Source organism: Nitrobacter winogradskyi Nb-255, from assembly GCF_000012725.1.
In the GTDB taxonomy this organism is placed as follows: Bacteria; Pseudomonadota; Alphaproteobacteria; order Rhizobiales; family Xanthobacteraceae; genus Nitrobacter; species Nitrobacter winogradskyi.
Genome location: NC_007406.1, coordinates 683,626 through 709,516 on the forward strand (window position 1 = coordinate 683,626; position 25,891 = coordinate 709,516).

Annotated in this window: 25 protein-coding genes, 1 tRNA gene and 2 pseudogenes; 18 read left to right on the plus strand and 10 right to left on the minus strand. The window is 63.0% G+C overall.

Features of this window, described 5'->3' with window-relative positions:
• Positions 1–16 precede the first annotated feature (16 nt).
• The 10 genes and pseudogenes from NWI_RS03145 (at position 17) to NWI_RS03190 (ending at position 10,118) form a co-directional block, all read left to right on the plus strand.
• Positions 17–655, plus strand: coding sequence for a class I SAM-dependent methyltransferase (locus NWI_RS03145; protein WP_011313931.1), 639 nt, complete (start codon positions 17–19; stop codon positions 653–655).
• Between the two features lie 40 nt (positions 656–695).
• Positions 696–1,045 (plus strand): annotated as a pseudogene (locus tag NWI_RS03150) (hypothetical protein).
• A 107-nt stretch (positions 1,046–1,152) separates the two neighbouring features.
• A tRNA-Met gene (locus NWI_RS03155) sits at positions 1,153–1,229 on the plus strand.
• 93 nt (positions 1,230–1,322) lie between these two features.
• Positions 1,323–3,047 carry a cation:proton antiporter gene (locus NWI_RS03160; protein WP_011313933.1) on the plus strand — a complete coding sequence of 575 codons (1,725 nt, stop codon included), beginning with the start codon at positions 1,323–1,325 and terminating at the stop codon, positions 3,045–3,047.
• 139 nt (positions 3,048–3,186) lie between these two features.
• Positions 3,187–4,263 carry a 3,4-dihydroxy-2-butanone-4-phosphate synthase gene (ribB, locus tag NWI_RS03165; protein WP_011313934.1) on the plus strand — a complete coding sequence of 359 codons (1,077 nt, stop codon included), beginning with the start codon at positions 3,187–3,189 and terminating at the stop codon, positions 4,261–4,263.
• Between the two features lie 88 nt (positions 4,264–4,351).
• Positions 4,352–5,566, plus strand: coding sequence for an acyl-CoA dehydrogenase (locus tag NWI_RS03170; RefSeq protein ID WP_011313935.1), 1,215 nt, complete (start codon positions 4,352–4,354; stop codon positions 5,564–5,566).
• Positions 5,567–5,784: 218 nt separating this feature from the next.
• Positions 5,785–6,015: a hypothetical protein gene (locus tag NWI_RS03175; RefSeq protein ID WP_011313936.1), complete on the plus strand. Its 231-nt coding sequence runs from the start codon at positions 5,785–5,787 to the stop codon at positions 6,013–6,015.
• 54 nt (positions 6,016–6,069) lie between these two features.
• The gene (locus NWI_RS03180) at positions 6,070–7,044 is read left to right on the plus strand and encodes an MvdC/MvdD family ATP grasp protein (RefSeq protein WP_011313937.1); all 975 of its coding nucleotides are present in this window, start codon (positions 6,070–6,072) and stop codon (positions 7,042–7,044) included.
• Between the two features lie 4 nt (positions 7,045–7,048).
• The gene (locus NWI_RS03185) at positions 7,049–8,770 is read left to right on the plus strand and encodes an ATP-binding cassette domain-containing protein (RefSeq protein ID WP_011313938.1); all 1,722 of its coding nucleotides are present in this window, start codon (positions 7,049–7,051) and stop codon (positions 8,768–8,770) included.
• Between the two features lie 430 nt (positions 8,771–9,200).
• Entirely contained in the window at positions 9,201–10,118 is a 918-nt protein-coding gene (locus NWI_RS03190; RefSeq protein ID WP_011313940.1) for an MBL fold metallo-hydrolase, read from the plus strand.
• Between the two features lie 3 nt (positions 10,119–10,121).
• Here NWI_RS03190 and NWI_RS03195 read toward each other — a convergent pair whose 3' ends face one another.
• Together NWI_RS03195 and NWI_RS03200 are read right to left on the minus strand one after the other, a co-directional pair.
• Positions 10,122–10,976 carry a DUF1499 domain-containing protein gene (locus NWI_RS03195; RefSeq protein WP_041344704.1) on the minus strand — a complete coding sequence of 285 codons (855 nt, stop codon included), beginning with the start codon at positions 10,974–10,976 and terminating at the stop codon, positions 10,122–10,124.
• Positions 10,977–11,092: 116 nt separating this feature from the next.
• Entirely contained in the window at positions 11,093–12,031 is a 939-nt protein-coding gene (locus NWI_RS03200; protein ID WP_011313942.1) for a LysR family transcriptional regulator, read from the minus strand.
• Positions 12,032–12,148: 117 nt separating this feature from the next.
• Here NWI_RS03200 and NWI_RS03205 point away from each other — a divergent pair, with 117 nt between their 5' ends.
• Positions 12,149–13,030 (plus strand): pirin family protein, encoded by an 882-nt coding sequence (locus NWI_RS03205; RefSeq protein WP_011313943.1) that lies wholly within the window; start codon positions 12,149–12,151, stop codon positions 13,028–13,030.
• Positions 13,031–13,254: 224 nt separating this feature from the next.
• Here the strand turns inward: NWI_RS03205 and NWI_RS03210 are convergent, their stop codons facing one another.
• Positions 13,255–14,859, minus strand: a complete 1,605-nt coding sequence (locus NWI_RS03210; protein ID WP_011313944.1) for a fatty-acid--CoA ligase — start codon at positions 14,857–14,859, stop codon at positions 13,255–13,257.
• Between the two features lie 99 nt (positions 14,860–14,958).
• Here NWI_RS03210 and NWI_RS03215 point away from each other — a divergent pair.
• Positions 14,959–16,045, plus strand: a pseudogene (locus NWI_RS03215) (extensin family protein).
• A gap of 203 nt (positions 16,046–16,248) precedes the next feature.
• Here the strand turns inward: NWI_RS03215 and NWI_RS03220 are convergent.
• Complete coding sequence (locus NWI_RS03220; RefSeq protein ID WP_011313946.1) at positions 16,249–16,914, minus strand: L,D-transpeptidase; 666 nt, start codon at positions 16,912–16,914, stop codon at positions 16,249–16,251.
• Positions 16,915–17,071: 157 nt separating this feature from the next.
• Here NWI_RS03220 and NWI_RS17830 point away from each other — a divergent pair, with 157 nt between their 5' ends.
• The gene (locus NWI_RS17830) at positions 17,072–17,227 is read left to right on the plus strand and encodes a hypothetical protein (protein WP_187148009.1); all 156 of its coding nucleotides are present in this window, start codon (positions 17,072–17,074) and stop codon (positions 17,225–17,227) included.
• Positions 17,228–17,429: 202 nt separating this feature from the next.
• The gene (locus NWI_RS16630) at positions 17,430–17,663 is read left to right on the plus strand and encodes a hypothetical protein (RefSeq protein WP_081431695.1); all 234 of its coding nucleotides are present in this window, start codon (positions 17,430–17,432) and stop codon (positions 17,661–17,663) included.
• 232 nt (positions 17,664–17,895) lie between these two features.
• Here the strand turns inward: NWI_RS16630 and NWI_RS03225 are convergent, their stop codons facing one another.
• Positions 17,896–18,687, minus strand: coding sequence for an SDR family NAD(P)-dependent oxidoreductase (locus NWI_RS03225; RefSeq protein ID WP_011313948.1), 792 nt, complete (start codon positions 18,685–18,687; stop codon positions 17,896–17,898).
• Entirely contained in the window at positions 18,684–19,325 is a 642-nt protein-coding gene (pdxH, locus tag NWI_RS03230) for a pyridoxamine 5'-phosphate oxidase (protein ID WP_011313949.1), read from the minus strand. The genes NWI_RS03225 and pdxH overlap by 4 nt, the downstream gene beginning before the upstream one ends.
• Positions 19,326–19,489: 164 nt before the next feature.
• On the opposite strand from pdxH, the gene NWI_RS03235 reads away from it, so the two are divergent.
• Entirely contained in the window at positions 19,490–19,846 is a 357-nt protein-coding gene (locus NWI_RS03235) for an RT0821/Lpp0805 family surface protein (RefSeq protein WP_347335897.1), read from the plus strand.
• Positions 19,847–19,966: 120 nt separating this feature from the next.
• Positions 19,967–20,917 (plus strand): DnaJ C-terminal domain-containing protein, encoded by a 951-nt coding sequence (locus NWI_RS03240; protein ID WP_011313951.1) that lies wholly within the window; start codon positions 19,967–19,969, stop codon positions 20,915–20,917.
• A gap of 161 nt (positions 20,918–21,078) precedes the next feature.
• Here the strand turns inward: NWI_RS03240 and NWI_RS03245 are convergent, their stop codons facing one another.
• The 3 genes from NWI_RS03245 to NWI_RS03255 all read right to left on the minus strand — a co-directional run bounded on the left by NWI_RS03245 (position 21,079) and on the right by NWI_RS03255 (position 22,945).
• A complete protein-coding gene (locus NWI_RS03245; RefSeq protein ID WP_244374960.1) occupies positions 21,079–21,246 on the minus strand; it encodes a hypothetical protein in 168 nt (55 codons plus the stop codon).
• Between the two features lie 233 nt (positions 21,247–21,479).
• A complete protein-coding gene (locus tag NWI_RS03250; RefSeq protein ID WP_011313953.1) occupies positions 21,480–22,112 on the minus strand; it encodes an acyl-homoserine-lactone synthase in 633 nt (210 codons plus the stop codon).
• 80 nt (positions 22,113–22,192) lie between these two features.
• Complete coding sequence (locus NWI_RS03255) at positions 22,193–22,945, minus strand: helix-turn-helix transcriptional regulator (RefSeq protein ID WP_244374961.1); 753 nt, start codon at positions 22,943–22,945, stop codon at positions 22,193–22,195.
• A 570-nt stretch (positions 22,946–23,515) separates the two neighbouring features.
• Here NWI_RS03255 and NWI_RS03260 point away from each other — a divergent pair.
• Entirely contained in the window at positions 23,516–24,109 is a 594-nt protein-coding gene (locus tag NWI_RS03260; RefSeq protein ID WP_011313955.1) for a histidine phosphatase family protein, read from the plus strand.
• 141 nt (positions 24,110–24,250) lie between these two features.
• Complete coding sequence (aroC, locus tag NWI_RS03265) at positions 24,251–25,357, plus strand: chorismate synthase (RefSeq protein WP_011313956.1); 1,107 nt, start codon at positions 24,251–24,253, stop codon at positions 25,355–25,357.
• A 112-nt stretch (positions 25,358–25,469) separates the two neighbouring features.
• Here the strand turns inward: aroC and clpS are convergent, their stop codons facing one another.
• On the minus strand, positions 25,470–25,775 hold the full coding sequence (gene clpS, locus NWI_RS03270) for an ATP-dependent Clp protease adapter ClpS (protein ID WP_011313957.1): 306 nt from the start codon (positions 25,773–25,775) through the stop codon (positions 25,470–25,472).
• Positions 25,776–25,891 lie beyond the last annotated feature (116 nt).

Consider the following 25,891-nt stretch of genomic DNA (forward strand, 5'->3'; position numbering starts at 1 on the left):
GGGACGCACGGGAAGCATGGCTAACGACATCGACCGCGCGGGCGTCGCCAGGGCCTATGGCCTGTGGGCTCCGGTATATGATCTGGTGTTCGGCAAGGTCTTCGATCCCGGCCGTCAGTCCACGATCGAAATCGCCAATGCGATCGGCGGGCGCATCCTCGATGTCGGCGTCGGCACAGGACTGTCGTTGTCGGATTATGCCTCCACGACGAAATTGTATGGCGTGGATCTTTCCGAGCCGATGCTGCGCAAGGCACAGCAACGGGTGCGTTCGCTGAACCTCACCAACGTCGAAACGCTGGCGGTGATGGATGCCAAGAATCTCGCGTTTCCCGATTCCTTTTTTGACGCGGTGGTGGCGCAGTTCGTCATCACCGCGGTGCCGGATCCCGAAGCGACGCTTGACGATTTCGTCCGCGTGCTGAAGCCGGGCGGAGAACTGATCCTGGTCAATCATATCGGCGCCGAAGGCGGGCCGCGCCGCGTGTTCGAACTGGCCTTCGCGCCGTTGGCCCGGCGGCTTGGCTGGCGTCCGGAGTTCCCGTGGGCCCGCCTGGTGAACTGGGCCGCGAAACATGGCGGCGTTACGCTGTCGGAACGTCGCCTGATGCGACCGCTCGGACATTTTTCGCTGATCCGCTACCGCAAATTCTGACGGCGTCGGAACCTCCGCTGCCGCGATTCGTTGCCGCTCCATGCGGATGAGAAATCTTTCCCTGTTGATGGCTTTCGTGGCGTTCGCCGATGTTGCGTTCGCGCAGGCCCCGCCGTCGGTGGCCACTCCGCCCGGTACGACGGCGACGCCGCCACCTTCGCCGAATTCTCCGAAATGCGCTCCTCACGATGCACCCGCGCGGAACGGAACGGAACGGCGGGCGAGCGCAAGCAGCCGCTGGGCGACAAGCTGGCGAAGTCCGATGGCGTTCTGTGCCCACCTCCGGGGATCGATCCGGAGATTCGCGCGCCGACCCCGGAAGGCGGCAATACGCCGGTGATTCCGCCGCCCGGCACTCCCGGCGGCGATCCTGCCGCGCGGCCGAAATAAGCCTGATCCATTCGATAAACCGGCATATCCCGCGGCTTTGCTTGACACGCCCGTAAGCGGCTTTTTATATGCCGCGCGTTCACGGCGTCGTCGATTGTGAACATTGTGGCGAGGTAGCTCAGCTGGTTAGAGCACGGGAATCATAATCCTGGGGTCGGGGGTTCGAGTCCCTCCCTCGCTACCATTCCTTCTCACATGTAGTGTTGCAGGCCCGGCGAAGTCGGCTGTGACGACGCAGCTTGCCTGAGCGTTCGAGATATGCGAGCGGCTGAGAGGAATGCACCAACTCATCGGCGACATCACGCTTTGCATCCTGTTTGCCTGGGGTCTCGGGCTGGCCGCGCATTTTTCCCGGCAGCCGCTGATCCTGGCCTATCTGCTGGCCGGGTTCTTCATCGGCCCGTTCGGAATGGGATTGGTCAAATCGCAGGAATCGATCCGGACCATTTCCGAACTCGGCCTGATCTTCATGCTGTTCATGATCGGCCTGGAAATCGACCTGAAGAAGATCATGCGCGCGGGGCCGGTGATCCTGATCGCCGGCGGCGGCCAGTTGCTCGGGGGCTGCATTCTCGGCGCGCTGTTCTTCGTGATGATCGGTCTGCCGTCCGGCGGGTTCGACGCGCTCTATCTCTGCGTCGCGTGTGCGCTCTCGAGTACGGTCATCATCGTCAAGGTGCTTTACGAAAAGCATGAACTCGATACGCTGCCGGGCCGCGTCACGCTCGGCGTGCTGGTGCTGCAGGACGTCTTCGCGATCCTGTTCCTGGCGGTCCAGCCCAGTCTCGACGATCTTCACATGTCCATTGTCCTGCTCTCGATCGCGCGGGTCGCCACGCTGGTCGCGACCGCGCTGATCGTCAGCCGCTATGTCCTGCCTTTCCTGTTTCATCAGATCGCGCGCCGGCCCGAACTGGTGCTGCTGGGCGCGCTGGCGTGGTGCTTCCTGATCGGCGAAATCGCTGAACGGTTGCATCTGTCCCGCGAGATGGGCTCGCTGGTGGCCGGGGTCTCGCTCTCGACCTTCCCCTACGCGCTCGATGTCACAGCCAAGGTGACGACGCTGCGCGACTTCTTCATCACGCTGTTCTTCGTCGCGCTGGGCATGACCATTCCGATTCCGAACGGATCGGTGATCGGGCTCGCGCTGATGATCGCGGCCTTCACCGTGGCGAGCCGTCTCGCCACCACCTTCCTGCCCCTGTACCTGATGAGACAGGGACTGCGCGCCAGCCTGCTGCCGGCCATCAATCTGGCGCAGATCAGCGAGTTCTCGCTCGTCGTGATTCAAACCGGACTGATTGCAGGTCACATCCAGAGCGAGACGGCGAGCGCGGCGTCGTTCGCGTTCGTGGTGCTGGCGGTGCTGAGCACGTTCGCCATCGGCCGGAGCGATCAGCTCTCGCGGCAGGCCATCAGGTTTCTGAAGCGGCTCGGCTTTCGGGATCTCGATCGCCTCCAGGCAGGCGAGGGGGGGCATGGCGCAGGGGCTCATGGCGAGCCGCGACGCATTGTCATTCTTGGATTCTTCCGGGCCGCCAGCGCGCTGCTGAACGAGATCGAACGCCGGGACGAGGCGATGCTGGACCAGATCGGGGTGGTCGACTTCAATCCGCTGGTGTTCAAGACCCTCTCCGCCCGCGGCCTGCAAGTCACTTACGGCGACATCAGCAATGTGGATACGCTGGTCCATGCCGGGGTCGGCAGAGCCGAGATCATCATTCTGAGCGTGCCGGATTCGCTGCTCAAGGGCGCCAATAATGAAAAGCTCGTCCGTCACGTCCGCGCGCTGAACCCGACCGCGAAGATCATCTCGAGGGCGGACCGGTTATCGGACGTCGAGGATCAATATGCCGCCGGCGCGGATTACGTGACGCTCACCCGCCTGACCGATGCGCAGGAATTGTTCGCGGCGATCGAGGCTGCGGAAAACGGACTGCTGGCCGACAAGCGCGCAGAGACCGACGCTCTCCTGGAAGGGCGGCGGGAGGTGCTGCCTTAGCTGATCCAGGCGCGGGGTTCACCCTGCCGGATCATATATATGATGGCATGGTGGTGCGACCGCTTTTGCGGAGCGCCTCGGTTGCGCCGCCGCCCGCTCTGCGTCATACGAGCTTCCGTCAAACGGGAACGCGCGGACCATGCCCCATCCGATACCGGAAATCCTCCAGGCCTTTGCCAACGGCGAAATCGTGGTCGTTACCGACGACGAGGATCGCGAGGGGGAGGGCGACCTGATCGTCGCGGCCTCGCTCTGCACCGCGGAGAAGATGGCGTTCGTCATCCGGCACACGTCCGGCATCGTTTGCGCGCCGATCACCATGGACGACGCGCAGCGGCTGCGGCTCGATCCGATGGTCGCGCATAACGAGTCCAACCATACCACGGCCTTCACCGTCTCGATCGACTACAAGCCGGACGGCGGCACCGGCATTTCCGCCGAAGAGCGGGCCTCCTGCTGCCGTGCGCTCGCCAATCCCAATTCCGGCGCCAGCGACTTCGCGAGGCCCGGCCACATCTTCCCTCTGATCGCGCGCAACGGCGGCGTGCTGCTGCGCGCGGGCCATACCGAAGCGGCGGTCGATCTTTGCAGGCTGGCGAGCCTGCCGCCGGTCGGCGTCATCAGCGAACTGATGAACGACGACGGTACGGTGATGAAGGGCGAGCAGGTGGCCCGGTTCGCTGACGCGCATGGGCTCAGGCATGTGACCATCGCCGATATCATCGCGTACCGTCAGGCGCGCGAGAAGCTGATCGAACGGGTCTCGGAATTTGCAATCGACAGCCCGATAGGGCCGCTGCAGGGCTATGCCTATCGCTCGCCGTTCGATTCCATAGCGCACGTCGCGTTCGTCTATAACGGCATCGGCGACGGCAGGAATGTCCTGACCCGTTTCCACAAATCCAACATCGTGCGCGATATCTTCGCCGGGCCGAAGCGCATGGAGAATGTGCTCGAACACTTCAGGAGGGACGGCCGTGGCGTGCTGGTCTATCTGAGGGACGGCGCCGCGGGAGTGCCGGTGGCACCGCTTCCCGAAGAAGGTTCAGCGGAAGCCGATCGCAACAGGCAATGGCGGGAGGTCGGCGTCGGCGCGCAGATCCTGCGCGATCTCGGGGTGACGTCGATCCGGCATCTGACATCGTCGGCGTATGACTACAAGGGACTTTCCGGTTTCGGCATCGAGATCGTTTCGAACGAACACCTTGAAACCTGACGGTGGCTGCAGCGTTGGATTACGGATATACTTTCATCGATCGTGACCTTGCCGACATCGGTATCCGGAACGGCGTGAAGGGATTGTCATGAGTGTTCGTCCGCAGAGCAAGGACAAGCCCGCGCCGGTCAGTTTCCAATGGGATGATCCGTTCAGGCTGGACGATCAGTTGACCGAAGACGAGCGCATGATCCGCGACACCGCGCGGGCCTATGCGCAGGACAAGCTGCTGCCACGCATCGTTAAAGCCTATCAGGACGAGAAGACCGACCGCGAGATCTTCAATGAGATGGGCGAGCTTGGTCTGAACGGCATCACCCTTCCGCAGGAGTATGGCTGCGCGGATGCCAGCTACGTCGCTTATGGCCTCGTCGCGCGCGAGATCGAGCGCGTGGACTCCGGTTATCGCTCGATGAATTCGGTGCAGTCCTCGCTGGTGATGTATCCGATCTATGCCTATGGCGACGAGAATCAGCGCAAGAAGTATCTTCCCCGGCTCGCGACCGGGGAATGGGTCGGCTGTTTCGGACTGACCGAACCGGACGCCGGTTCTGATCCCGGCGGCATGAAAAGCCGCGCTGAGAAAGTGTCGGACGGCTATCGGCTGACCGGTTCGAAGACGTGGATCTCCAACGCGCCGATCGCGGATTTGTTCGTAGTCTGGGCAAGGTCGGCGGCGCATGACAACCAGATCCGCGGCTTCGTGCTCGAAAAGGGAATGAAGGGCCTCTCCGCTCCGAAGATCGGCGGCAAGCTCAGCCTGCGGGCGTCGGTCACCGGCGAGATCGTGATGGATGGCGTCGTGGTGCCGGAGGAGAACCTGCTGCCGAACGTATCCGGACTGAAAGGCCCGTTCGGTTGCCTGAACCGCGCGCGCTACGGCATTTCGTGGGGCGTGATGGGCGCGGCGGAAGACTGCATGCACCGCGCGCGGACGTACGTGCTCGAACGAAAGCAGTTCGGCCGCCCGCTGGCGGCGGCGCAACTGGTGCAGAAGAAGCTCGCGGACATGCAGACCGATATCGCGCTTGGGCTTCAAGCTACCTTGCGCATCGGACGGTTGATGGACGAGGGCAGGATGACGCCGGAAATGATCTCCATCATCAAGCGCAACAATTGCGGCAAGGCGCTCGATATCGCGCGGGCCGCGCGCGATATGCACGGCGGCAACGGGATTCAGATCGAATATCATGTGATGCGCCACGCCGCGAACCTTGAGGCCGTCAATACGTATGAAGGCACCCACGACGTCCATGCGCTGGTGCTAGGCCGCGCCATCACCGGCATCCCGGCGTTTTCCTAAAGTCGTATCCCGGTTCTCCGATCCGTCACGCACGGGCCTGGACGCCGCCCGCCATTTTTTTGCCATAGCTGTGATCGGGGGGTGGCAGGGGAACATTCATTCATGGCAGAACGTCTTCCTCTGCTTCGGCCAAGCGGGTTGGGGGCAACCAACCGGGTCGCCGCCGCGGGAGAGCTTTTCGTGCGTTCGCAAGAGAAACTTTCACAGGAGAAGATCGAATGAGACAGCAGACCGGTAGCGAACCGTCCAGCCAGCAGCTGGCGTTCGTGATGCTGAACGCCCGTCCCGTGGACATGGACGTGGCGGACGCTGAGTCGGAGGGGTACTATGATCCGATGAGCCAGACCTGGATTGCTCCGCTCCACGCCCAGATCAGCAGCACCTACAGTACTCACCGCACGGCCGGCGGCGCGACCTCCAGCGACACGACCCATCGGCGGGACGACTAGCCTGTCCAGCCACCGCGCCGCTGGCCGGCGCGGTGGCTTCTCCGGCATCGCGCCATGAGCGAAACCAGCCCAATCCTCATCATCACGGCGAAGCTCGACACTCACGCGGATGCCGTCATCAGCGAGTTGAAGGCGCGTGGGCAGCCGTTCTTCCGCCTGAACACCGACGATTTTCACACCGAGTACAAGACCGTGCTGCGTTCCGGCGATCGCAGTGTAACGTTCGAGGACATCTGGGGCCGCTCGGTCCGTTTTCCGCATGATGTTCACGCGATATGGCACCGCAAGCCGATCGAATCGAACAATCCGCCGGGCGTGGAGGAGTGCGGCACCGCGGATATGATCCAGGGCGAGACGCTGGAGCTTCTCAACTCGCTGAGCTGCTTCCACGACCGGCCCTGGTACAACAACCCCGAGAGCAACCGGGTGTCGCAGCGCAAGTTTCCCCAGCTCTGCCTGGCGAGCGAGCTTGGCTTCCGGGTGCCGCGCACCCTGATCACCAACGACCCCGGAGAGGCTCGGCGCTTTGCCGCTCAGACGCAGGGCAGCATCCTGTGCAAGGCGATGAAGGAGGCGGGTTACTCGACCCCGAACGGATCGTATTTCATCTTTTCGCGCCAGGTCGGCCAGGATGAATTCGACGCACACGCCGACCGCATCGCGCTGTGCCCCACGCTGCTCCAGGAGTACATCGAGAAGGCCTACGAACTGCGCGTCACCGTCATCGGCGATGTGGTGTTCGCCTGCCGGCTGGATTCCCAGGCCGACGAGGCGGCCAGGATCGACTGGCGGATGGTGACGCCGGACCGGATCGCCCACAGCATGGTGACCCTGGACAACAAGGTCGAGGCTGCGCTCAAGGCGATGATGCGGCGCTTCGGCCTGCGTTTCGGCGCCTTCGACCTGATCGTGACGCCCGAGGGCGAGACCGTGTTCGTCGAACTCAACCCCAATGGCCAGTGGTACTGGATCGAGTTGACCACCGGCGCGCCGATGGCGTCCGCCATGGCCGACCTCCTGAAATCCTGATTCCATGAACGCCTGGGACGCTCTGGTCGAAGGCCGCCTGGGAAGCGGGCCCAGGGCGTTCTGGGAACTGTACCGCGAAGCCTGCCGCGCCGAGGCCGGCCGGTTCGCGCCCGCGATCGCCGCCTCGCTCGCGCTCGGCCTGCTCGCGGTGCTGCCGCCGATCCTCATCGCGCAACTGATCGACCGGGCGGAGGCGGGGGTCGGCGCGATGGGCCTGCTCGCGCTCGGCGTGCTCGCCGCCTTCGCGGCGCTCGCGCTGCTGGACGCGGGCCTGACCTGGCTGCGTCACCGCTTCACCATCGCCGCGCAGGTCCGGCTGCGAGCGCGCATCGCCCCGGCGCTGCTGATCACCGGCCTGCGGTTGCCGCTGCATAAGCTTCGGGACAACAGCCGCGCCACCATGATGCGCTCGTTCGACGACCTCGATGAGACGCTCGGCTTCATCGCCGGCACCATGCCGGAGTTCGTCACGGCGGCGATCCTGGCGGCGAGCTATGCTGTGCTGCTGCTGGTGGTCCATCCGCTGCTCGCCGTGGTGTCGCTCGGCGCAACGGCGCTCGCTTTTGTAACGGCGGCCGTGCTGGCGCGGCGCAGCCGGAACGCCTTTGCGTCCTGGATTCTCGACCGGGACCGCGCTTTCACCGTGATCGTCGAAGCCTTTGCCTCGCTCCTGACGATTAAATCGATGAACGCCCATCGCGCGATCGCGGACCGTTTCGCGGACAAGCTGAAGGCGGAGAACGCAAGCCTGGCGGCGATGCGCCAGCGCATCGCCGACACGGAGGCCGCGAGCCGCGGATGGCTGACCTTCGTCCCCGGGATCGTGGTCGTCGTGGGTGTCTGGATGGTGAGCCGGGGCGAGCTTAGCATCGGCGAACTGGTGTTGTTCCTCACGGTCTCGGCGTCGCTGTCCGGGCCGGTCGGCAGCATGTGCACGCACTGGGAGGCGGCGCAGCGCACCATGGCCGCAATTGCGCGCATCGCCGAACTGCGCGCCGCGGAGCTCGAGGACCTGGATGCTGACTCGGGCCGGGACTGGAGCCCCGATGCCGGGCTCTCGCTCGCAGGCGTCGGCCATCGCTATGCGGCGGACGCCGCTCCCGTGCTGCGGGCCGTCGATCTCGCGCTCGATTCGGGATCGCACATCGCCGTCACCGGCCGGTCGGGCGGCGGCAAGACCACGCTCGCGCACATCGTCGCAAGATTCATGCAGCCGAGCGAGGGTGCTGTGCTCGCCGGCGCGGCCGACGCCGCGGGCATCGGCCTGACCCCCTACCGCCGCCGCGTCCTGATGCTGCCGCACGAGACGGAGATTTTCAGCGCCAGCATCGCCGACAACGTCACCCTGTGGGACCGCTCCTTCTGCCTTCCGGAAGTCATGGAAGCGCTGCGGATCGCCGGCCTTGGGGAGGTCGTGGACGGACTGCCCCGCAGACATGACACGCCTCTGTCCGCCGACGGCGAGCCGCTCTCGGCGGGTCAGCGCCAGCGCCTGGGGATCGCCCGCGCCCTGATCCGGCGTCCCGACGTGCTGATCCTCGACGAGGCCACCTCGTCGCTCGACCCGCAGACCGAGGCCGAGGTGATCGCGAACGTCCGCGCGGTCATGCAGGGCCGCACGCTGATCGTTATCACCCACCGCGAGGAACTGGCTGCGCGCTTCGGCCGACGGCTCGCGGTCAAGGGCGGCGGCGCGGCCTATCTGCCGGGTTTGGAGCCCGGCTGACCGGTCAGGCCGAGCCGCGTGCGGCGGCGAGATCGAGGGGTGCGGCAGTCATCCGAACTTGCGCTGTCCTTCGACCGGCTGATTCCTCGGTCCGGTCGAACAAGGGGATATTTGGCGACGCCGGATTGTGTGCGATGGATGCCTGCGCCTAGAGCGGGATGAGGAAAAGTGTGTAGCGGTTTTCCGCCCGCATCCCGCTCTAAAATGTTGGAATCGATCACGTTCATGGTTTTGAATCGATTCGATCCAAAACCATCGTGATCTAGAGCATGATCCGATCAAGTTGAATCGGACCATGCTCTAGAAATGGTTGTCTGGTCGCATTTTCTTGCGGCGAACCGGTATCCACTTCGCCGGAAAATGCTCTAAGGCGAAATCGTCGAACATTCCGCTGGACGATTTGTCCGGCAATGACGGCTTGGGTCAGTTCATGTCCGACACCGAAGACATTCCCTTCAACCGGGATTTTCCGTTGAAGCCAGGCGTTGCCGAGGAAGTCATGCCTGGGGTCCGTCGCGTGCTGTGCGATAATCCCGGTCCTTTCACCTTCACGGGAACGGTGAGCTACATTGTCGGGCGAGGCAAGGTGGCGATCATCGATCCCGGCCCTGACAGCGAGGCTCATGCGCGGGCGCTGCTCGATGCGGTGAGGGGCGAGACCGTGACGCACATCTTCGTCACCCACACCCACAAGGATCATTCTCCCAATGCGGCGCGCATCAAGGCCGCCACGGGCGCGCGGGTTTATGCCGAGGGGCCGCATCGCGCCTCGCGCCCGCGCTTTGAAAGCGAAAAGCACAAGCCGGAATCGGGCGCGGATCGCGGCTTTGATCCGGACGTCCGGCTTGGCGACGGCGACGGCGTGACGGGCGAGGGATGGGCGCTGGAAGCCGTGACCACGCCGGGCCATACCGTCAACCACATGGCCTTTGCGTGGAAGGATCGCAGTGTTCTTTTCGCCGGCGACCACGTCATGGGCTGGTCCACCTCGATCGTGGCGCCGCCGGACGGTTCGATGACGGACTACATGGCGTCGCTCGAAAAACTCTCGATGCGCGACGAGCACCTGTATTTCGCCGGTCATGGCCCGGAGATCCGGGATGCGCCCCGCTTCGTGCGCTTCCTTGCGCGGCATCGCAGGGCGCGCGAGGTTTCGATCCTGCATCGATTGGCGAAAGGCGAGGCCGATATCGCGACTTTGGTTCGCGCCATCTATATCGGGCTCGACTCGCGGTTGTCCGGCGCCGCCGGCTATTCGGTGCTTGCGCATCTGGAGGATCTGGTGGCGCGCGGCCTCGTGCTCACGGATGGCGATCCCGTCATCGAAGGGCGCTACTGGCTTGCTTGAGGCCTATCGCTTGACCGCGCCCCTGGCAGGCGGTTTGACCGGCACGGGCGGCTCCTTCACCGCTTTATCGACGACGTTTTCAGCCGCGATATTGATGTCGTCGATCAGGCTGCTGACCCGCGCGGCGTTACTGCCGAGATCGTGCTCGAAATAACGCGAGGAGGAGCGGATATCGATGCGTGAGCCGTCTTCTGTCGGCATGATGCGGATCGCGACATCTTCGCGAAAACCCATGACCGGCGTTCTCGCCACGGCCTCGATATGGCCGGACTGCCGCGGCGGCTGCGGCGGGCGTTCATCGATCACCAGCCATTTGCGCCGCGTGACGAGCCGCCGGACGATGTCGAAGGCCTGCTGGGCCGTGAGGTCCAGTTCCACCGGCTCGATCGCGGGATACGCCGCGCGTTGCTGCTCGGCTGAATAAAGACCGGCATAGACGGCGGAATTAGCGCCATCCATGCCGCGCAGCCGCGCCAGCGCTTCAAAGTGAGGCGGGTTGACCGGATCGGTGGTGATATCGTGGATCGGCGGCAGGTTGCGATGTCGCACGGCGAGGTATGCCGGATAGGCAAGGACCAGCACGTTCAGCAGCAGCGCTGTCAGGATACGGCCTATGCCGCGTGAGCCGTCGCGCCACAGCGCGACAAGGCCTGCGAGCGCCAAAAGGACCGACAGCCCGGCGCAGGCGAGTGCGCCCAACAAGGTCGCGAGCGCGGGCTTGCTCTCGAGGATGCCGAACCTCACGGCGGCGACGGACACCACCGTCGCGACCGCCGAGAACACCGCGAGCCGCCGCGCCCAGGTCGCCAGCGCGGAGAACGGTTCGGTTTGATAGCGTGCGGAAAACCTGCGGGCCATAAAGCGGTTCGTTGCGGCGGCTCGTCTTCGCCGGGATCGTCTATAGCGTTTCGAGCAAAACGAGTGTTCGCGTAAACAAAGGCTTGATCCTGATTCCATCAAAGCCGGAAAATTTTCTAGCGCATTTTGTGCGGCGGAGAAATGTCGGCGTCCGCGCGCGTCAGCACGGCGAACTCCGCCGCCAGGAAATCCAGAAGCGCCCGCACCGAAGGCAGGAGACCGCGCCGCGATGAAAACACGGCGTGGACGATTCCGGCGCGCGGCGTCCAGTCCGGCAGTACATCCACCAGCGCGCCGCTTTCAAGATCGGCCTTCACCATCATTGTCGGAAACTGTCCGACGCCGATGCCGCGCAACGCCGCGAAGCGCAGCGCCACCATGTCCTCGGTGATGAAGCGGGGCGTGTGCGGGATCCGCGCGGTGCCGGCGTCGGGACCGTCGAGTGACCACTCATGGGGGTGATGTGGCGACTGCCAGCCGATGCTCGGCAGGTGGGCGAGGTCGGCGGGGACGGGCGGGTGGCTCAGTTTCTTCAGCAGCGACGGGCTCGCCACCAGCCGCTGCGCGCTCTCCGCCAGCACCCGCATCACGAGGTCGTTGTCTTCCAGCGGCGGAAACCGCACCCGGAGCGCGATGTCGATCCCATCCGCGATGACATCGACGCGGCGCGGCGTGCTCTCCAGATGGACCTCGACATCGGGGCACTCGGCCATGAAGCGGGCGATCATCTCGCCGACCTGGAAGTAGAGGAGCGGCGGCGGGCAGCTTATCCGCACGATTCCCTGCGGCTTGGTGCGCGAGCGCTCGATCAGATCCTGCGCAGCCTCCGCCTCCACCAGCATGGCGACGCAATGGCGGTAGTAGTCCTGGCCGATGCCGGTGACGGTGAAGCGCCGGGTGGAGCGCTGGATCAGCCGGACGCCAAGCCGGGCTTCGAGCGTCGCCATGCGCCGGCTGAGTCGCGATTTCGGAATGCCGAGCGCGCGGGCGGCGGCGGCGAAGCCGCCGTGATCCACCACCTGGACGAAAAAGTAGAGGTCGTTGAGATCATGCATATCGTTCCATCAATAGAACGTTGAGGCGCGATATTGCCAGCTAGCGGGTTCTTTGTCTCGCTCATATTGTTGATGCCAAGACGGCGGCCGATCCGGCTGCGTTACGGAGTGACGATCATGAGAAAGGTTCTCGGTGTTTTCAGCGGCCCCCGGCAGCATTGGGTCGGCGATGGCTTTCCGGTCCGCTCGCTGTTTTCGCACGCCAGCCACGGCGACCATGTCAGCCCGTTTCTGCTGCTGGATTATGCCGGCCCCGCCGATTTCACCCCGGCGGAGCGACCGCGCGGCGTCGGCGTCCATCCGCATCGCGGTTTCGAGACCGTCACCATCGTCTATCAGGGCGAGGTCGAGCACCGCGATTCCACCGGCAACGGTGGGCTGATCGGGCCTGGGGACGTGCAATGGATGACGGCCGCCTCGGGCATCCTGCACGAGGAGTTCCACTCCCGCGCCTTCACGAAGAAGGGCGGCGCGCTGGAGATGGTGCAGCTCTGGGTCAACCTGCCGGCCAGGGACAAGAACGCGGAGCCTGGCTATCAGACCTTGCTCAACGCGGATATTCCCTCGGTCGACCTGCCGGACGGCGCGGGCCGGTTGCGGGTGATCGCGGGAGAGTTCGACGGCCGCAAGGGGCCTGCGAAAACCTTCACGCCGGTCGGTATCTACGACGTGAAGCTCAATCGCGACGGCGTTGCGACGCTTAACCCGCCGGAGGGGCACACCGTTGCGGTGGTGGTGCTGAAGGGCACCGTACTGGTTGGCGGCAGCGAGATTGCCCGCGAGGCGCAGTTCGCGCTGCTCGACCGCAATGGCGGCGAGGTGACCATCGAGGCCAATGGTGATGCCTTGGTGCTGATCCTGTCCGGCGTACCGATCGACGAGCCGGTGGTGATGCGCGGTCCCTTCGTCATGAATACGGAGGGTGAGATCCGCCAGGCCATGATCGATTTCCAGAGCGGCCGTTTCGGCACTCTGGAGCCGGTCGGGGCTGGTGCCTGACCAACAACGCTCGCGGGAGGCGGTACGCCGCTTCCCGCTTTTCTTTTGTCTTTTTTCTTTCGTCTTTTTGAATCCGTTTAGCCTGAAGAAAATGCTCTCGATCAAAACGTGCGCGTATTCTGATCGCAAAACCGGTATCCACTTTTCCGGGCCATGCTCTAGAAATGGTTGTCTAGTCGCATTTTCTTGCGGCGAACCGGTATCCACTTCGCCGGAAAATGCTCCTAGCCCTTGAACTGTTCGCGCAGCGCCGCCTTCAGGATCTTCCCGGTGGCGGTGTGGGGGATGCTGTCGACGAACGCAACGTCGTCAGGCATCCACCATTTGGCTATCTTGCCGTCCATGAAATCGAGCATCTCCTCGCGCGTCACGCTCTCACCCGGCTTGACCTGCACGATCAGGAGCGGGCGTTCGCCCCATTTCGGATGGGGCAGGCCGATCACGGCGGCTTCCGCCACCTTGGGATGGCCAACGGCGAGATTCTCCAGATCGATCGACGATATCCATTCGCCTCCCGACTTGATCACATCCTTCGATCGATCTGTGATCCTCAGGTAGCCGTAGCTGTCGAGCGTGGCGACGTCGCCGGTGTCGAAGAAGCCTTCCTCGTCAAGGATATCGTCATCGACGCGATAGTAGGCGGCGGAGATCGCGGGACCCCGCACCTTGAGCCGGCCGGGGGTCTTGCCGTCCCACGGCAACTCGTTGCCGGCGTCGTCGGTGAGTTTCATTTCGACCATGAACGGCGCGTATCCCTGCATCTGCAGCCGATCGAGCCTGGCGTCTCCCTTGAGGTGGCTGAACGCGCCTTGCAGCGCTCCGACGGTGCCGCGCGGCGACATCTCCGTCATGCCCCATGCGTGGCGTACCTCGATGCCCATGTCGTCGAACGCCTTGATGATCGAGCGCGGCATCGCCGAGCCGCCGCAGATCACGACCTTGAGGTCCGGCAGCTTGAGGTTGTCTGTCTCCATATGCTGGAGCAGCATCAGCCAAACGGTGGGAACGCCCGCCGCGAACGTGACCTTCTCGCCAGATAGCAGTTCGTACACCGATGCGCCGTCGAGCCTGGCGCCGGGCATGACCAGCCTGGTGCCCATCGACGGCGCGGAGAACGCGGTTCCCCAACTGTTGGCATGGAATAACGGCACAACCGGAAGGAGCGTATCCTTCGAACCAGCGCCGAGCGCGTCCGCGTTGTTGACGATCATCGAATGCAGCACATTGGAGCGGTGCGAATACACCACGCCTTTCGGATCGCCCGTGGTTCCCGATGTGTAGCACATCGCCGCCGCGGTATTCTCATCAAAGGTTTTCCAGGCAAAGTCGCCGTCGGCTTCCGCGATCCAGTCTTCGTACGCGACCGCATTTTTCAGCGAGGTCCGCGGCATGTGAGCCCCGTCGGTGAGAACCACATAGCGCTCCACGCTCGGCAACCTGCCGGCGATCTTTTCCAGAATCGGGACGAAAGTGATATCGGTCATCACGATGCGATCAGTCGCATGATTGATGATCCAGGCGATCTGGTCCGGAAACAAGCGGGGATTGACGGTATGGCAGACCGCGCCAATACCCATGATGCCATACCAGGCTTCGAGATGACGCCAGGTGTTCCATGCGAGGGTGGCGACGCGGTCTCCCAGCCTGATACCCTGGCGATCGAGCCGTTGCGCGAGTTTCAGCGCGCGGCCGCGAATCTCGGCGTAGTTGGTGCGATGAATCGGACCTTCGACAGATCGCGTGACCACCTCGCGCCCGGCATGAATCCTTGCCGCGTGATCGATGATCCGATGACACAGCAGAGGCCAGTCCTGCATCAAGCCGAGCATTCGAGCGTTCCTCTTGATTCGTGCTCCGGATTGTCCTTGTTCCGCGGGACCGCCATCACATTTAACGCGAGGCGTGAACACCGCAAACCATCGGTTGGCATGGCAGGCCGCGACCGGTGGGTCGTGGCGGCGATCGCGATCCTGTTTATGCCAGCAGCGGTGTTGGCTGAAAGCAGGACGCCGTTGCCGCAACCTCGCCCGACCATCGGTCCCGCCTCCGACCGCAGCGACAGAATGCATGCGGGGGCGCCGGAGCATCCCGTGGCTCCATCGGCGCCTTCCGCCTGCCGCCTGGCGCTGACCGATGCGGTGGCCATCGCTCCGAGCATTCCGGCTATCACAGGGCCTGGCGCGTGCTGGCGGTACCGATCTGGTGCGGCTCGAGGCCGTCGTGCTGCCGGATCGGACGCGTGTTCCGGTCAAGCCGGCCGCCACGCTGCGCTGTACGATGGCTTCGGCGATCGCAGACTGGGTTCGAGCCGATATAGCGCCGCTGGCGGAAAGGCTCGGAAGCCGGGTCAGCGAACTCGACAATTTCGATTCGTTCGAGTGCAGAGGACGCAATCGCGTTGCCGGAGCGAAGCTCTCAGAGCACGGGCACGCCAATGCGCTGGACGTTCGTTCAGTCAGGATGTCCAACGGCCGGACGATTACCCTAACCGACCGCAGCGTCCCGCGCGAGCTGCGCGAAAAGCTGCTGAACTCGGTCTGCGCGCGGTTTACGACCGTCCTCGGGCCGGGTTCGGACGGCTACCACGAGGATCATATTCATCTCGATCTGGCCGGACGCCGTAACGGCTACCGGATATGCCAATGGAAGATCGACGATCCGATGCCCAGGGTTGCGCCGTTGCTTCCGCCCGAGCGCCCCGCGAAAACCTCGCTGCGCGAACCGGCGGAAGAAAAGAATAAAAAGGAGAAGGCGTCGGAAGGGGTCCCCGAGCGTGCGGCGGCGTCTGGCGTCGCTTCCCAGGCTTCGGATGATCCGCCCCAACTCCCGGCTGCGGTGCCGATACCGCAAAAGCGACCGCTTTCCCGCACGGAACCAGGCAAGGTCGCGGAGGATGCGAAGCCGTCGCCGTCCGTTTCGAGGTCATCGACGAGGCTTTCAGCTACCCGTTCGGCGAAGCGAAAACACAGACCGCGCCTCGATCTGCCACCGTTCCTCAGGCCGCTGTTCAACTGATCGTCAGCGAGAGCAATTCGGGACCATCCTCGAGCTTGACCCGAGGATGATACCGATTGTTGGGAAAACGCGTCAGATCAAGATCAACGCATCGGATCAAAATCATAGTGTCCCGCTTTGCGGGAAGCGGAAGGAAACTGGCGCGAGATGAGGAAAGTGTGATGCGGTTTTCAGCCAGCATCACGCTTTTCACGACGCTTCCGTCAGTTCACGCTTCCGTTGCCGCCCCACGAAGCCATCCGCGCGCTGCGCCTCGGCTCAAGCACGACCACCATCGTTCCGACCTTGACGCGATCATAAAGATCGATGGCGTCCTCGTTGGTCATACGAATGCAGCCTGAGGAGATCGAGGTGCCGATATACTCCGGCTGGTTGGTGCCGTGGATGCGGAACAACGTGTCCTTGCTGCCCTGATAAAGATACAGCGCCCGCGCCCCAAGGGGGTTATCCGGTCCGCCCGCCACCCGTGACGGCAGTCCTCCCATTCGCTTGTGAATGTCGGCCGTCGGAATCCAGTCCGGCCACTCGCGCTTGTTGCCGACCCTTGCGATGCCGGAGAACGCCAAGGCTTCCTCGCCGACGGTGACGCCGTAACGGATGGCCTTGCCGTTATCGAGCACGTAATAGAGGTAGTGGTTGTCGGAATCGACAAGGATCGAGCCCGGCGCTTCCTTGCGGTGGTAATCGACGATCGCGCGGCGGAACGAGGCGGCAACCGGCGTTCTCGCGTAGGAGGCCTTGGCTAACAGATCCTTGTCGCGCGGCTTGAAGCTGCTGGTGTCGGCGGACTGGTATTGAGTGGCCATGCAGCCCGACAGCATCAGGCCCGCGACCAAAATCCCGAGCTGCTTGATTCGAAGAAACGACATGTTGTTTTCCAAATGCCCACTGAAATCCGGACGGAGCTAAGATTCTCTGGGCGCATTATTGTCGAATTTCCCTCGAATTCCAGTGCTCAGAAGCCTCGGTCCTTACGTGGGGCCGCGGCTGTGGTATTTTTGCCGCAAATACCGAGCCTTAATCGGGGTGGCGCAGCGTTCCAAGACCGGAAAAGAGGCTCATTCCGGCGTACTGAAAATGAACAGGCGGCATTCGCCTCCCGTTGCGGCGGAGGCTCTTGCAGATGCCGGGATCTATCGCGCCGACATCGATCCCGATAGCGCGAAAGCCTGGTCTCGATAGACCGTCTTGATAGACCGTCTCGTTCGCTGCGATGCGGCCCTACATAGTCTTCAAATGGAAAACAGGCTGGAAGATCGGCTTCCGGGCGCGGTGCTTGCGTCAGCTCTTGCCACAAGTTTGCTCGTAAAATTTGAGTGTTCGCCTGAACGCTTTCCAAGAAGGATTGCTGCCATAACCCGAGCGTGAAATCTCGGGAGTTACAATGGTTGAGAAAGTCGTAACGGGGGATCGCAACGTCCTCGATTTTCGCAGCTATCAACGGTTGCGTAGATTCAGCGCGGCGAATGCGGTCGCGCATGGTTCGTCTGCTTCCATGCGCACCTGCCGGCATTGCGGCGCCGCGTTGCTCGACGGCGAGGACGACGACGATTGCTCCAGCGCGGGTCTTGCCGCGCCGGCATTGCGAGCGCCGCCGCGAAGGTCTTGCGCGGAGTGAAAAGTCTTGCGCGGAGTGAAGTGTTTTAACAGCGATCGCTCCGCGATGGCGTGAGCCCTCTCTCCTGCTTGCGGGCGGGCCGGGACGGCAAGGGCTCGCTCTGAGAGTTTTGAGAGGCAACTCCGTCCACCGGAGCATGATCCGATCAAGTTGAATCGGACCATGCTCTGGAAATGGTTGTCTGGTCGCATTTTCTTGCGGCGAACCGGTATCCACTTCGCCGGAAAATGCTCTAAACGTGCTGGCCGCCGTTGATGTGGATCTCCGCGCCGTTGACGTATGAACTGGTCTCCGTGCACAGTACGTAGACGATTTTTGAGACCTCGTCCGGCGTACCGAGGCGGCGCAGCGGAATCTGGCGCTGCACGATTTTCTCGGTGCCAGGCGACAGGATCGAGGTGTCGATCTCGCCCGGCGCGATGGCGTTGACGCGCACCCCGATGCGGCCGAAATCCGCCGCCATCTCGCGGGTGAGCGAGGCCAGCGCCGCCTTCGATGTCGCATAGGCCGCGCCGGCGAACGGATGCACGCGCGAGCCGGCGATCGAGGTGACGTTCACGATGGAGCCCCTCGCGGCCTTGAGTTCGCCGATCAGCCCGCGCGCCAGCATGATCGGTGCCATGAAGTTGACGCGAAAGACCTTTTCCCAGGTCTCCATGTCGGTGTTCAGCGAGCCCAGCCGCGAGCCGCCCTCGCCCTTTGGCGAGATCGCGGCATTGTTGACCAGCGCGTGCAGCTTGCCGCCCTCGAGGCGCGAGCGGATTTCCTGGATCGCCTCCATCGTATTGTCGGGATCGGACAGATCGACCTGAATGTGATCCTCAGGGCCGGCGTCCCACGGACATTGCTCAGGGAAGGGGTGCCGGGAACAGGTGATGACGCGCCAGCCGGCGCTGGAAAACCGGATCACGGTGGCGTGGCCGATGCCGCGACTTGCGCCGGTGAGCAGCAGCGTGCGGCGGGGCGCGTGGGGGTCGGCCACCGTCGCCATCTCGGTTCGCGGCTTTGCCTTGTCGGGGGTCATGGATACAGCCTTGTCTTGGTCCACGGCACGTCGAGCGCGGAGCGGCGGAATTCGATGCGGTCGTGCAGGCGGAAGGGACGGTCGTGCCAGAATTCAAACTGCAAGGGCGTGATCCGCCAGCCGCTCCAGCCCGGCGGCCGAGGCACGGCGCCAATGGCGTATTTTGCGGCCTCCTTCGCGATTGCCTGCTCGAACGCGAGGCGGCTTTCGAGCGGACGCGACTGCCTGCTGGCCCAGGCGCCGATCTGCGCCTGCCTTGGGCGGGTGGCGAAATAGGCGTCGGCTTCCGCATCGGTAACGGGCGTCACCGGCCCGCGCACGCGCACCTGCCGGCGTAGCGACTTCCAGTGAAAGAGAAGCGCCGCTTTCGGGTTCGCGGCGAGTTCGCGGCCCTTGGCGCTGGCGATGTGGCTGTAGAATACGAAGCCCCTGGCATCGAAGCCTTTCATCAGCACCATGCGCAGATCGGGCAGGCCGTCGGCATCCGCGGTGGCGAGCGCCATGGCGTCGGGATCGTTGGGTTCCGATGCTGTGGCTTCCGCGAGCCACGCCTCGAAAAGGGCAAAAGGCTCTCGGGCTTCCGTGAAATCACCGGACGTTAACTGGCTTGTGTGTTTGATGTCCGTGGTGTCGTTCATAAGGGGTCCACAGGTTGCGCCGGTCCGTCGTCGAGAGTCCGTTGCGGTCCTTATACAGCGCAAACCTGTATAGGGCACATCTGCGCGTCGGCCTATCTGCGATCAAGCCTTTTGCCGCCATCGTGGCGGCGATTATGATCGGGGCGACGGCCGGAGGCTGCAGCGTGGCGCGGAATCATGCGGCTTTCGCGCAGATGGAGGATGGCGAGGCTACCGGATCGATCGCCGCGCGGGCACATGCAGGTCCGACGGATACCGATCTCGCTTTCGCGCGCACGGCCGCCTCCGACGTGCTGACCAGAGGGAGCAAGGATGCGAGCCAGCCGTGGGAAAACCCCTCGACCGGCGCGCGGGGCTCGGTAACGCCGCTGGCGCAAGCCTATACCGCCGAGGGCCGCACCTGCCGGGATTTTTTGGCGAGTTACGTTAACGAAAAATCCGAAAGCTGGTTGCAGGGCGCGGCTTGCAAGGCCCGCGGCGGCCAGTGGGAAATCCGGTCCCTCAAACCCTTGCGAAGCTGACGCAGAATGTCCGCTGCGAATAGGCTGACGACCTCGTTGCAAAAATGCCACGGATACCCCAAATGATGAGCGCGTGGGTCCGGGGGCCCATTGTCCAGATTCCTGAAGGAGACGTTAAGGATGCGCGACCCCTATGAGGTCCTGGGGGTGCAGCGGGGTGCCAGCGCCGCCGCCATCAAAAGTGCCTTTCGCAAGCTCGCGAAGAAGCACCATCCCGATGCCAACAAGAACGATCCGAAGGCCGCCGAGCGGTTCGCGGAGTTGAATTCCGCCAACGAGATCCTGGGCGACGAGGTCAGACGCAAGCAGTTCGACCGCGGCGAGATCGACGCGGACGGCAAGCCGCGGTTCCAGGGTTTCCCGGGCGGCGGCGGTCCGCGCGGCCAGCGGCCCGGCGGCGGCTTCGAGCAACACGGCTTCCGCGGCGGCGGCCCCGGTTTTGACGGCGGGTTTGAGGATATCCTCAACAGCATGTTCGGCGGCGCGCGGGGTGGACGCCGGCCCGGTGCGCAGCCGTTCGACTTCGAGTCCAGCACGTTCGGTACGCCTGATCTCGATCTCAACGTCGCCATGACGGTAACGCTCGAGGAGTCGCTCAAGGGTGGAGAAAAACGCATCCGCCTGCCCAGCGGCAAGGAACTCAATGTCAGGATTCCGCCCGGCGTCACGTCGGGCCAGCAGATCCGGCTGAGAGGACAGGGCGAAACCGTGCCGGGGCATCGTCCCGGCGATCTCCTGATTACGGTGACGGTTGCGCCGCATCCGTTCTTCAAGGTCGACGGCAGCGATCTGCGCGCCGAACTGCCGATCACGCTCTATGAGTCGGTGCTGGGCGGCAAGATACGGGTGCCGACGCTCGGCGGTGCGGTGGAACTGTCGATCCCGAAGAACACGTCGGGCGGCCGCACCTTCCGCCTCAAGGGCAAGGGTATCCCGAAGGGCGGGGTCACCGGCGATCTGTTCGTGACGACGCGGATCGTGCTGCCCGATGGCAATGATGCCGAGCTTGAAGCGCTGATGGAGAAGTGGCGTGACGCGCGCTCCTACAACCCCCGTGGCGATCTGGGTTAGCGCGCTCGCGCCGGCGAACCTTGATCGCGCGACGGGATGGCCGGGATGCCCATCCCGTTGTCGCGCAACCGGGCTTGAGGATGCACGGCGAACTTGGGGGCTTGTCCTCGGCTGGCCATGTTAGTCACGCCGATGGACAGCGGTTTTGACGCGAGCCGATCTTACTGCAGTTGCCGGCGGCCTCCAGCGCGCTTTTCAGCGCGCTTGATCTCGTTTGAACCGATGACGGCCTGCATCTCCTCATAAAGCTCAAGTTTCGCCATTTCGAGAAGCAGTTTCACCAGGCCGAGATCGAGTTGCTGGGACATCTCCCAGGCGTCATCGATCAATTTTTCAACCGCTACATATCTTTCGAGATGTATTAACATTGTCGTGCCGCTCCACGCGAGTATTGGCCATGAAAAGATGATTGCTGGTGATTGAAACCGCCGAACTTCTGGTACGAAACGGCCTGAATCTTTGGCTAGAGTCCGTTTCAACTGCGTTGAATCAGACTCGTCGCTATTTTTCGTTTGAGCATGATCTTCTCCGAAAACCGGTTTCCACTTTTCGGGATCATGCTCTAGGCACGAAGCCGCTGGTCGGCTTCAGGCTGGGCGACAATGGCCGGGACGATATTGCCGCGCACTTCCTGAAGTTTTTTCAGCGTGCGTCGGTCGAATGCGGCGGTGACGGCAATGATCGAATCTTTGCCGATCTGCTGCGGCAATCCGAGGGGCGTCACGCGGAAGTTCAACTGCACCAGGCGAAGGAGCCACAACGGATTCATCTCGATGATGATCTTCTGGACGCCGCTCGCCAGGCCCCATTCGACGATAGCGGACAAAAGCAGGTTGCCGACCGGGCTCAGAATGCGTCCGCGATCGCGATGTTGCCGCGTCACGCAGTAGCGAGTCCATTCCCAGATATGCGGTCCTACGGGGAAATCCCCTTCGCACAGGTGCGGAAGCACTTCCGTGAGAAGGTGCGGACGCATCGATGGTAACATTCGCTGATAGCCGAGAACGCGATCTTCTTCGATATAGAGCATGTGAAGCGCGCGCCCGTCGTCGAACTGGTCGATCTCCCGGCCGTCAGGTTTGCGCAGATCATCCCAGCCCATCTCGTCGACAAAAACATTGTGACGCAATCGATAAGCCTGCTCCATCTCGTACTGATATGAACCGATATTCTCAGCCGTTACGATGTGAATCATTTCAAATTCTCCGCCTGTAACCCACGTCGAGTTAGGACGAAGGAGAGGCGGCGAACAAGTACGCGAATCCGTACCTTGACCTATCGGATAAGATTGTGTCTGAGCGCTACTGCGACGGTCTGGGTGCGGTTCGTCGCGTTGAGCTTGGCGCGAAGCTGGCGTGCGATCTTGTCGACCAGATGTTCTGAAACCTTCAGGATAACACTGATCTCCCAATCACTTTTCCCCTCCGCCATCCATTGCAGGATATCCATTTCCCGTGGCGTGAGGTTTACTGGAGCAGGTTTGTATTTTTGCCCGAGGGCGCGCGCGAACGCGTACATCGCGATCAGTTGAAGCTGGCCCCGGAGTATGGAAGGGACTTCGGCTCGCTCGCTTGCCAGGGAAAAGCCGGCGGTTTGACCGTTGAGGGTGATCATCGGAACGGTGAAACCGCACCCCAGATTGAACTCGCGTGCTTCCCCCATGACGCGTGTCGGCGCGGGCGTGTTTCGATAGGTTGGTTCGAGCTCGGACCATAAAAATGGCTCGGTGGAGGTATTGACCCTCTGTATGGTAGGGTCATCGAACAGGTAACCTTTCGTGAAATAGCGCTCGCTCCACGCCTTCGGCCACCGATGCAGGACGACATTCGAGATCTGCTGCTCTGCGGTCATCCCTGGAATAGGAATGATTCCCGCAAGCACGTGAGAAAAGCCAAGCGGTCGCGCGACATCGACAACGGCATCGGCGATCTCCGCCGGGGTCGAGGCCTTGTCGACCCTTGCGATGAAAGTCAGGGTGTCGTCCAGCGTCCGTCGCGACATTGTAACCCCCTGCTGTACTGCCTGCATGGCAACTCGGCGATTTCCTAAGAAAATTCTAGATGGTTCATCAGCTTGGCGATCCGTTCGCCTCGACCTAGTCCACACCCGCGGTTCTGATTTCGCAACGCGGCAAAATGCTCAGATTTCTCAATCGTGTGGTCCGACCATAGTAGGATGAAACGATGTTTGAGCCAGTCCGTAGTTCCACTATTCAGTCGGGAAAAGGGATCAGGGCGCTATTGAAGCCCTTTTTGGCGAAGTTTTCGAGACTCTAGAATGTCGCCATTCATTTTAGTATGGGAAGTCACGAATGGGTAGGGATATCGTGGCGGACCGACGATCCCGAAACGCGCGCTGCGAAGCGAGGTCAGCCGCCCCGCGGGTCGCGGGCTGAGTGATCGGCGGGTGGGCGGTCCAACGCTCGCTGTATTTCCTTGAACCGAATAGTGTATATGTCGGTCATCTTGTCTGCCCATCAACCATCGCCGTCATGTCCAGCCTGGCGTCGCAGGTGTTCCCGGCCTCTCAGCATTGCAAGGCGAGAAGTTGGAATGACCTCATCGATTCCAGCCGGTCATCGGTCCGGCCGCCCTTGATATGCCCACCATCTATTACGTCCGTCACGGCAAGACCGAATGGAACGCCCTTGGCCGTTTTCAGGGCTTGCAGGACATTCCGCTCAATGATCTCGGCCGCGCCGAGGCGGTGAAGGCGGGGGACATTCTTCGCAAACTGCTCGCGCGCGAGGGACGCGATCCCTTTGGGCTGGGCTTTGTCACGAGCCCGCTTATCCGTGCGCGCGGGACCATGGAATTGATGCGCGGCGCACTGGATTTGTCGCCTCATGACTATTCGGTCGATGACCGGTTGCGCGAAGTCGGCTACGGGCATTGGGAAGGTCTGACCCTAGCGGAGATGAAGGCCGCCAATCCCGATGTCTTTGCCGCGCGTGAGGCTGACAAGTGGAGCGTGGCGCCGCCTGGCGGGGAAAGCTACGCCTCGGCCACCGCCCGGCTGCGCGACTGGTATCGCTCGCTGAGAACCTCCACCGTCGCGGTCGCGCATAGCGGGACGGCGCGGGCGCTGATGGCCGTGCTCGGCCTTCAGACCGCGCAGGCGGCCGCCAGCCTGCGCATCGAGCAGGGGGCGGTGTATGTGCTTGGCGAGGGGGAGATGATCAAGCATGGTTAAGCAGGAGCAGAAGCAGCGCTCCTGCTCCCGGCCGCTCCGTGCTTCCGGGGAGGATAGCGGCAAGCTCGACGCCAGCGCGAATGTTGCGATTCTCGCAACATGCCGCTACGAGAAGTAGCGATTTCGCGCTTCGGATTGTTGATGTCCCACAATACCTTCGGTCACCTGTTCCGTGTCACGACCTTTGGCGAGAGCCACGGGGTCGCGATCGGCTGCGTGGTCGATGGTTGTCCCCCGATGCTGCCGCTCACGGCCGAGGAAATCCAGCGCGATCTCGATCGCCGCCGTCCCGGCCAATCGCGGTTCACCACGCAGCGGCAGGAGCCGGATGCGGTGAAGATCCTGTCCGGGGTCATGCCGCACCCCGGCACAGGCGAGCAGGTGACAACGGGTGCGCCGATCGGGCTTCTGATCGAGAATACCGATCAGCGATCGAAGGACTACTCCGACATCAAGGACAAGTTTCGCCCCGGTCATGCCGACTTCACCTATGAGGCGAAATACGGCATCCGAGACTATCGCGGGGGCGGGCGCTCCTCGGCGCGCGAGACCGCGATGCGGGTCGCCGCCGGCGCCATCGCGCGCAAGGTTGTCTCCGGCATGAGGGTGCGTGGCGCTCTGGTTCAGATGGGGCCGCACAAGATCGATCGGGACAAATGGGATTGGGACGAGATCGCGAGGAATCCGTTCTTCTGTCCCGACAAGGACAAGGCTGCGTTCTTCGAGAGCTATCTTGACGGCATCCGCAAAAGCGGCTCCTCGATCGGCGCCGTGATCGAGGTGGTGGCCGATGGGGTGCCCGCAGGACTTGGCGCGCCGATCTATGCCAAGCTCGACGGCGACCTGGCCGCGGCGCTGATGAGCATCAATGCGGTCAAGGGCGTGGAGATCGGCGCCGGCTTCGGAGCCGCCGCGTTGACCGGGGAGGAGAACGCCGACGAGATGCGCAGTTCTTCGTCCGATATGGGCAACCACGGCCCGGTGTTCACCTCCAACCATGCCGGCGGCATTCTCGGCGGCATATCCACCGGTCAGCCCATCGTGGCGCGGTTCGCGGTGAAGCCGACGTCGTCGATCCTGTCGCCGCGCAAGACCGTCGATCGCAACGGAGCCGAAACAGACATCTTCACCAGGGGCCGTCACGATCCCTGCGTCGGCATCCGGGCGGTGCCGGTGGGAGAGGCCATGGTTGCCTGCGTTCTGGCGGATCATGTCCTGCGACATCGAGGGCAGGTCGGCGCGAGTTAGAGCCTTTCCGCTTCTGATGGAATCAGAAGCGGGGCTCTATGATTTTGTTTTGACGCGTTTTCTTCACGCGAACCGGTGTCCACTTCGCTCGAAAAACGCTATAAGTCTCTGATTACTCTTCGGGCTCGGTGGTGAACAGCAGCGGAAAGCCCATGCTGCGCCCGGCATCGGTGGCGCGGGTTGCCTTGGTCTCCGCGATGTCCCTGGCGAACACGCCCACCACGCAGGAGCCGAGCCGGTCAGCGGTGATCATCACCTTATGCGCCTGGCCATCCGTCATGTTGAATTCGGCCATCAACACCGCCACCACGAATTCGCGCGGCGTGAAGTCGTCATTGTGGAGGATGACCTTGTACAGGCGCGGCCGTTCGATTTTGGTTTCGGCCTTTATTCGCGGCTTGATGGCGATATCGCTCATGTCGGCTGCCCTTGGAGCATGCTTCTGATTGAGTCATTTGACGCGTTTTCCCCGCGAACCGGTGGTCATCTCCGGGGTAAACCCCGCGGACATGCTTCTCGGGAGCGCTATGGGTT

Excerpts from the sequence above, each read along its gene's own strand:
- pdxH (WP_011313949.1), bottom strand. The coding sequence starts at position 19,325 with ATGAACGACACCACGGACATCAAACACACAAGCCAGTTAACGTCCGGT.
- NWI_RS03160 (WP_011313933.1), top strand. The coding sequence starts at position 1,323 with ATGCACCAACTCATCGGCGACATCACGCTTTGCATCCTGTTTGCCTGG.
- NWI_RS03255 (WP_244374961.1), bottom strand. The coding sequence starts at position 22,945 with ATGCAGGCAGTACAGCAGGGGGTTACAATGTCGCGACGGACGCTGGAC.
- NWI_RS03145 (WP_011313931.1), top strand. The coding sequence starts at position 17 with ATGGCTAACGACATCGACCGCGCGGGCGTCGCCAGGGCCTATGGCCTG.
- NWI_RS03190 (WP_011313940.1), top strand. The coding sequence starts at position 9,201 with ATGTCCGACACCGAAGACATTCCCTTCAACCGGGATTTTCCGTTGAAG.
- ribB (WP_011313934.1), top strand. The coding sequence starts at position 3,187 with ATGCCCCATCCGATACCGGAAATCCTCCAGGCCTTTGCCAACGGCGAA.
- NWI_RS03200 (WP_011313942.1), bottom strand. The coding sequence starts at position 12,031 with ATGCATGATCTCAACGACCTCTACTTTTTCGTCCAGGTGGTGGATCAC.
- NWI_RS03185 (WP_011313938.1), top strand. The coding sequence starts at position 7,049 with ATGAACGCCTGGGACGCTCTGGTCGAAGGCCGCCTGGGAAGCGGGCCC.
- NWI_RS16630 (WP_081431695.1), top strand. The coding sequence starts at position 17,430 with ATGGTTGAGAAAGTCGTAACGGGGGATCGCAACGTCCTCGATTTTCGC.
- NWI_RS03220 (WP_011313946.1), bottom strand. The coding sequence starts at position 16,914 with ATGTCGTTTCTTCGAATCAAGCAGCTCGGGATTTTGGTCGCGGGCCTG.
- aroC (WP_011313956.1), top strand. The coding sequence starts at position 24,251 with ATGTCCCACAATACCTTCGGTCACCTGTTCCGTGTCACGACCTTTGGC.
- NWI_RS03225 (WP_011313948.1), bottom strand. The coding sequence starts at position 18,687 with ATGACCCCCGACAAGGCAAAGCCGCGAACCGAGATGGCGACGGTGGCC.
- NWI_RS03260 (WP_011313955.1), top strand. The coding sequence starts at position 23,516 with ATGCCCACCATCTATTACGTCCGTCACGGCAAGACCGAATGGAACGCC.
- NWI_RS03170 (WP_011313935.1), top strand. The coding sequence starts at position 4,352 with ATGAGTGTTCGTCCGCAGAGCAAGGACAAGCCCGCGCCGGTCAGTTTC.
- NWI_RS03175 (WP_011313936.1), top strand. The coding sequence starts at position 5,785 with ATGAGACAGCAGACCGGTAGCGAACCGTCCAGCCAGCAGCTGGCGTTC.
- NWI_RS03250 (WP_011313953.1), bottom strand. The coding sequence starts at position 22,112 with ATGATTCACATCGTAACGGCTGAGAATATCGGTTCATATCAGTACGAG.
- NWI_RS03180 (WP_011313937.1), top strand. The coding sequence starts at position 6,070 with ATGAGCGAAACCAGCCCAATCCTCATCATCACGGCGAAGCTCGACACT.
- NWI_RS03240 (WP_011313951.1), top strand. The coding sequence starts at position 19,967 with ATGCGCGACCCCTATGAGGTCCTGGGGGTGCAGCGGGGTGCCAGCGCC.
- NWI_RS03195 (WP_041344704.1), bottom strand. The coding sequence starts at position 10,976 with ATGGCCCGCAGGTTTTCCGCACGCTATCAAACCGAACCGTTCTCCGCG.
- NWI_RS03205 (WP_011313943.1), top strand. The coding sequence starts at position 12,149 with ATGAGAAAGGTTCTCGGTGTTTTCAGCGGCCCCCGGCAGCATTGGGTC.
- NWI_RS03210 (WP_011313944.1), bottom strand. The coding sequence starts at position 14,859 with ATGCTCGGCTTGATGCAGGACTGGCCTCTGCTGTGTCATCGGATCATC.
- clpS (WP_011313957.1), bottom strand. The coding sequence starts at position 25,775 with ATGAGCGATATCGCCATCAAGCCGCGAATAAAGGCCGAAACCAAAATC.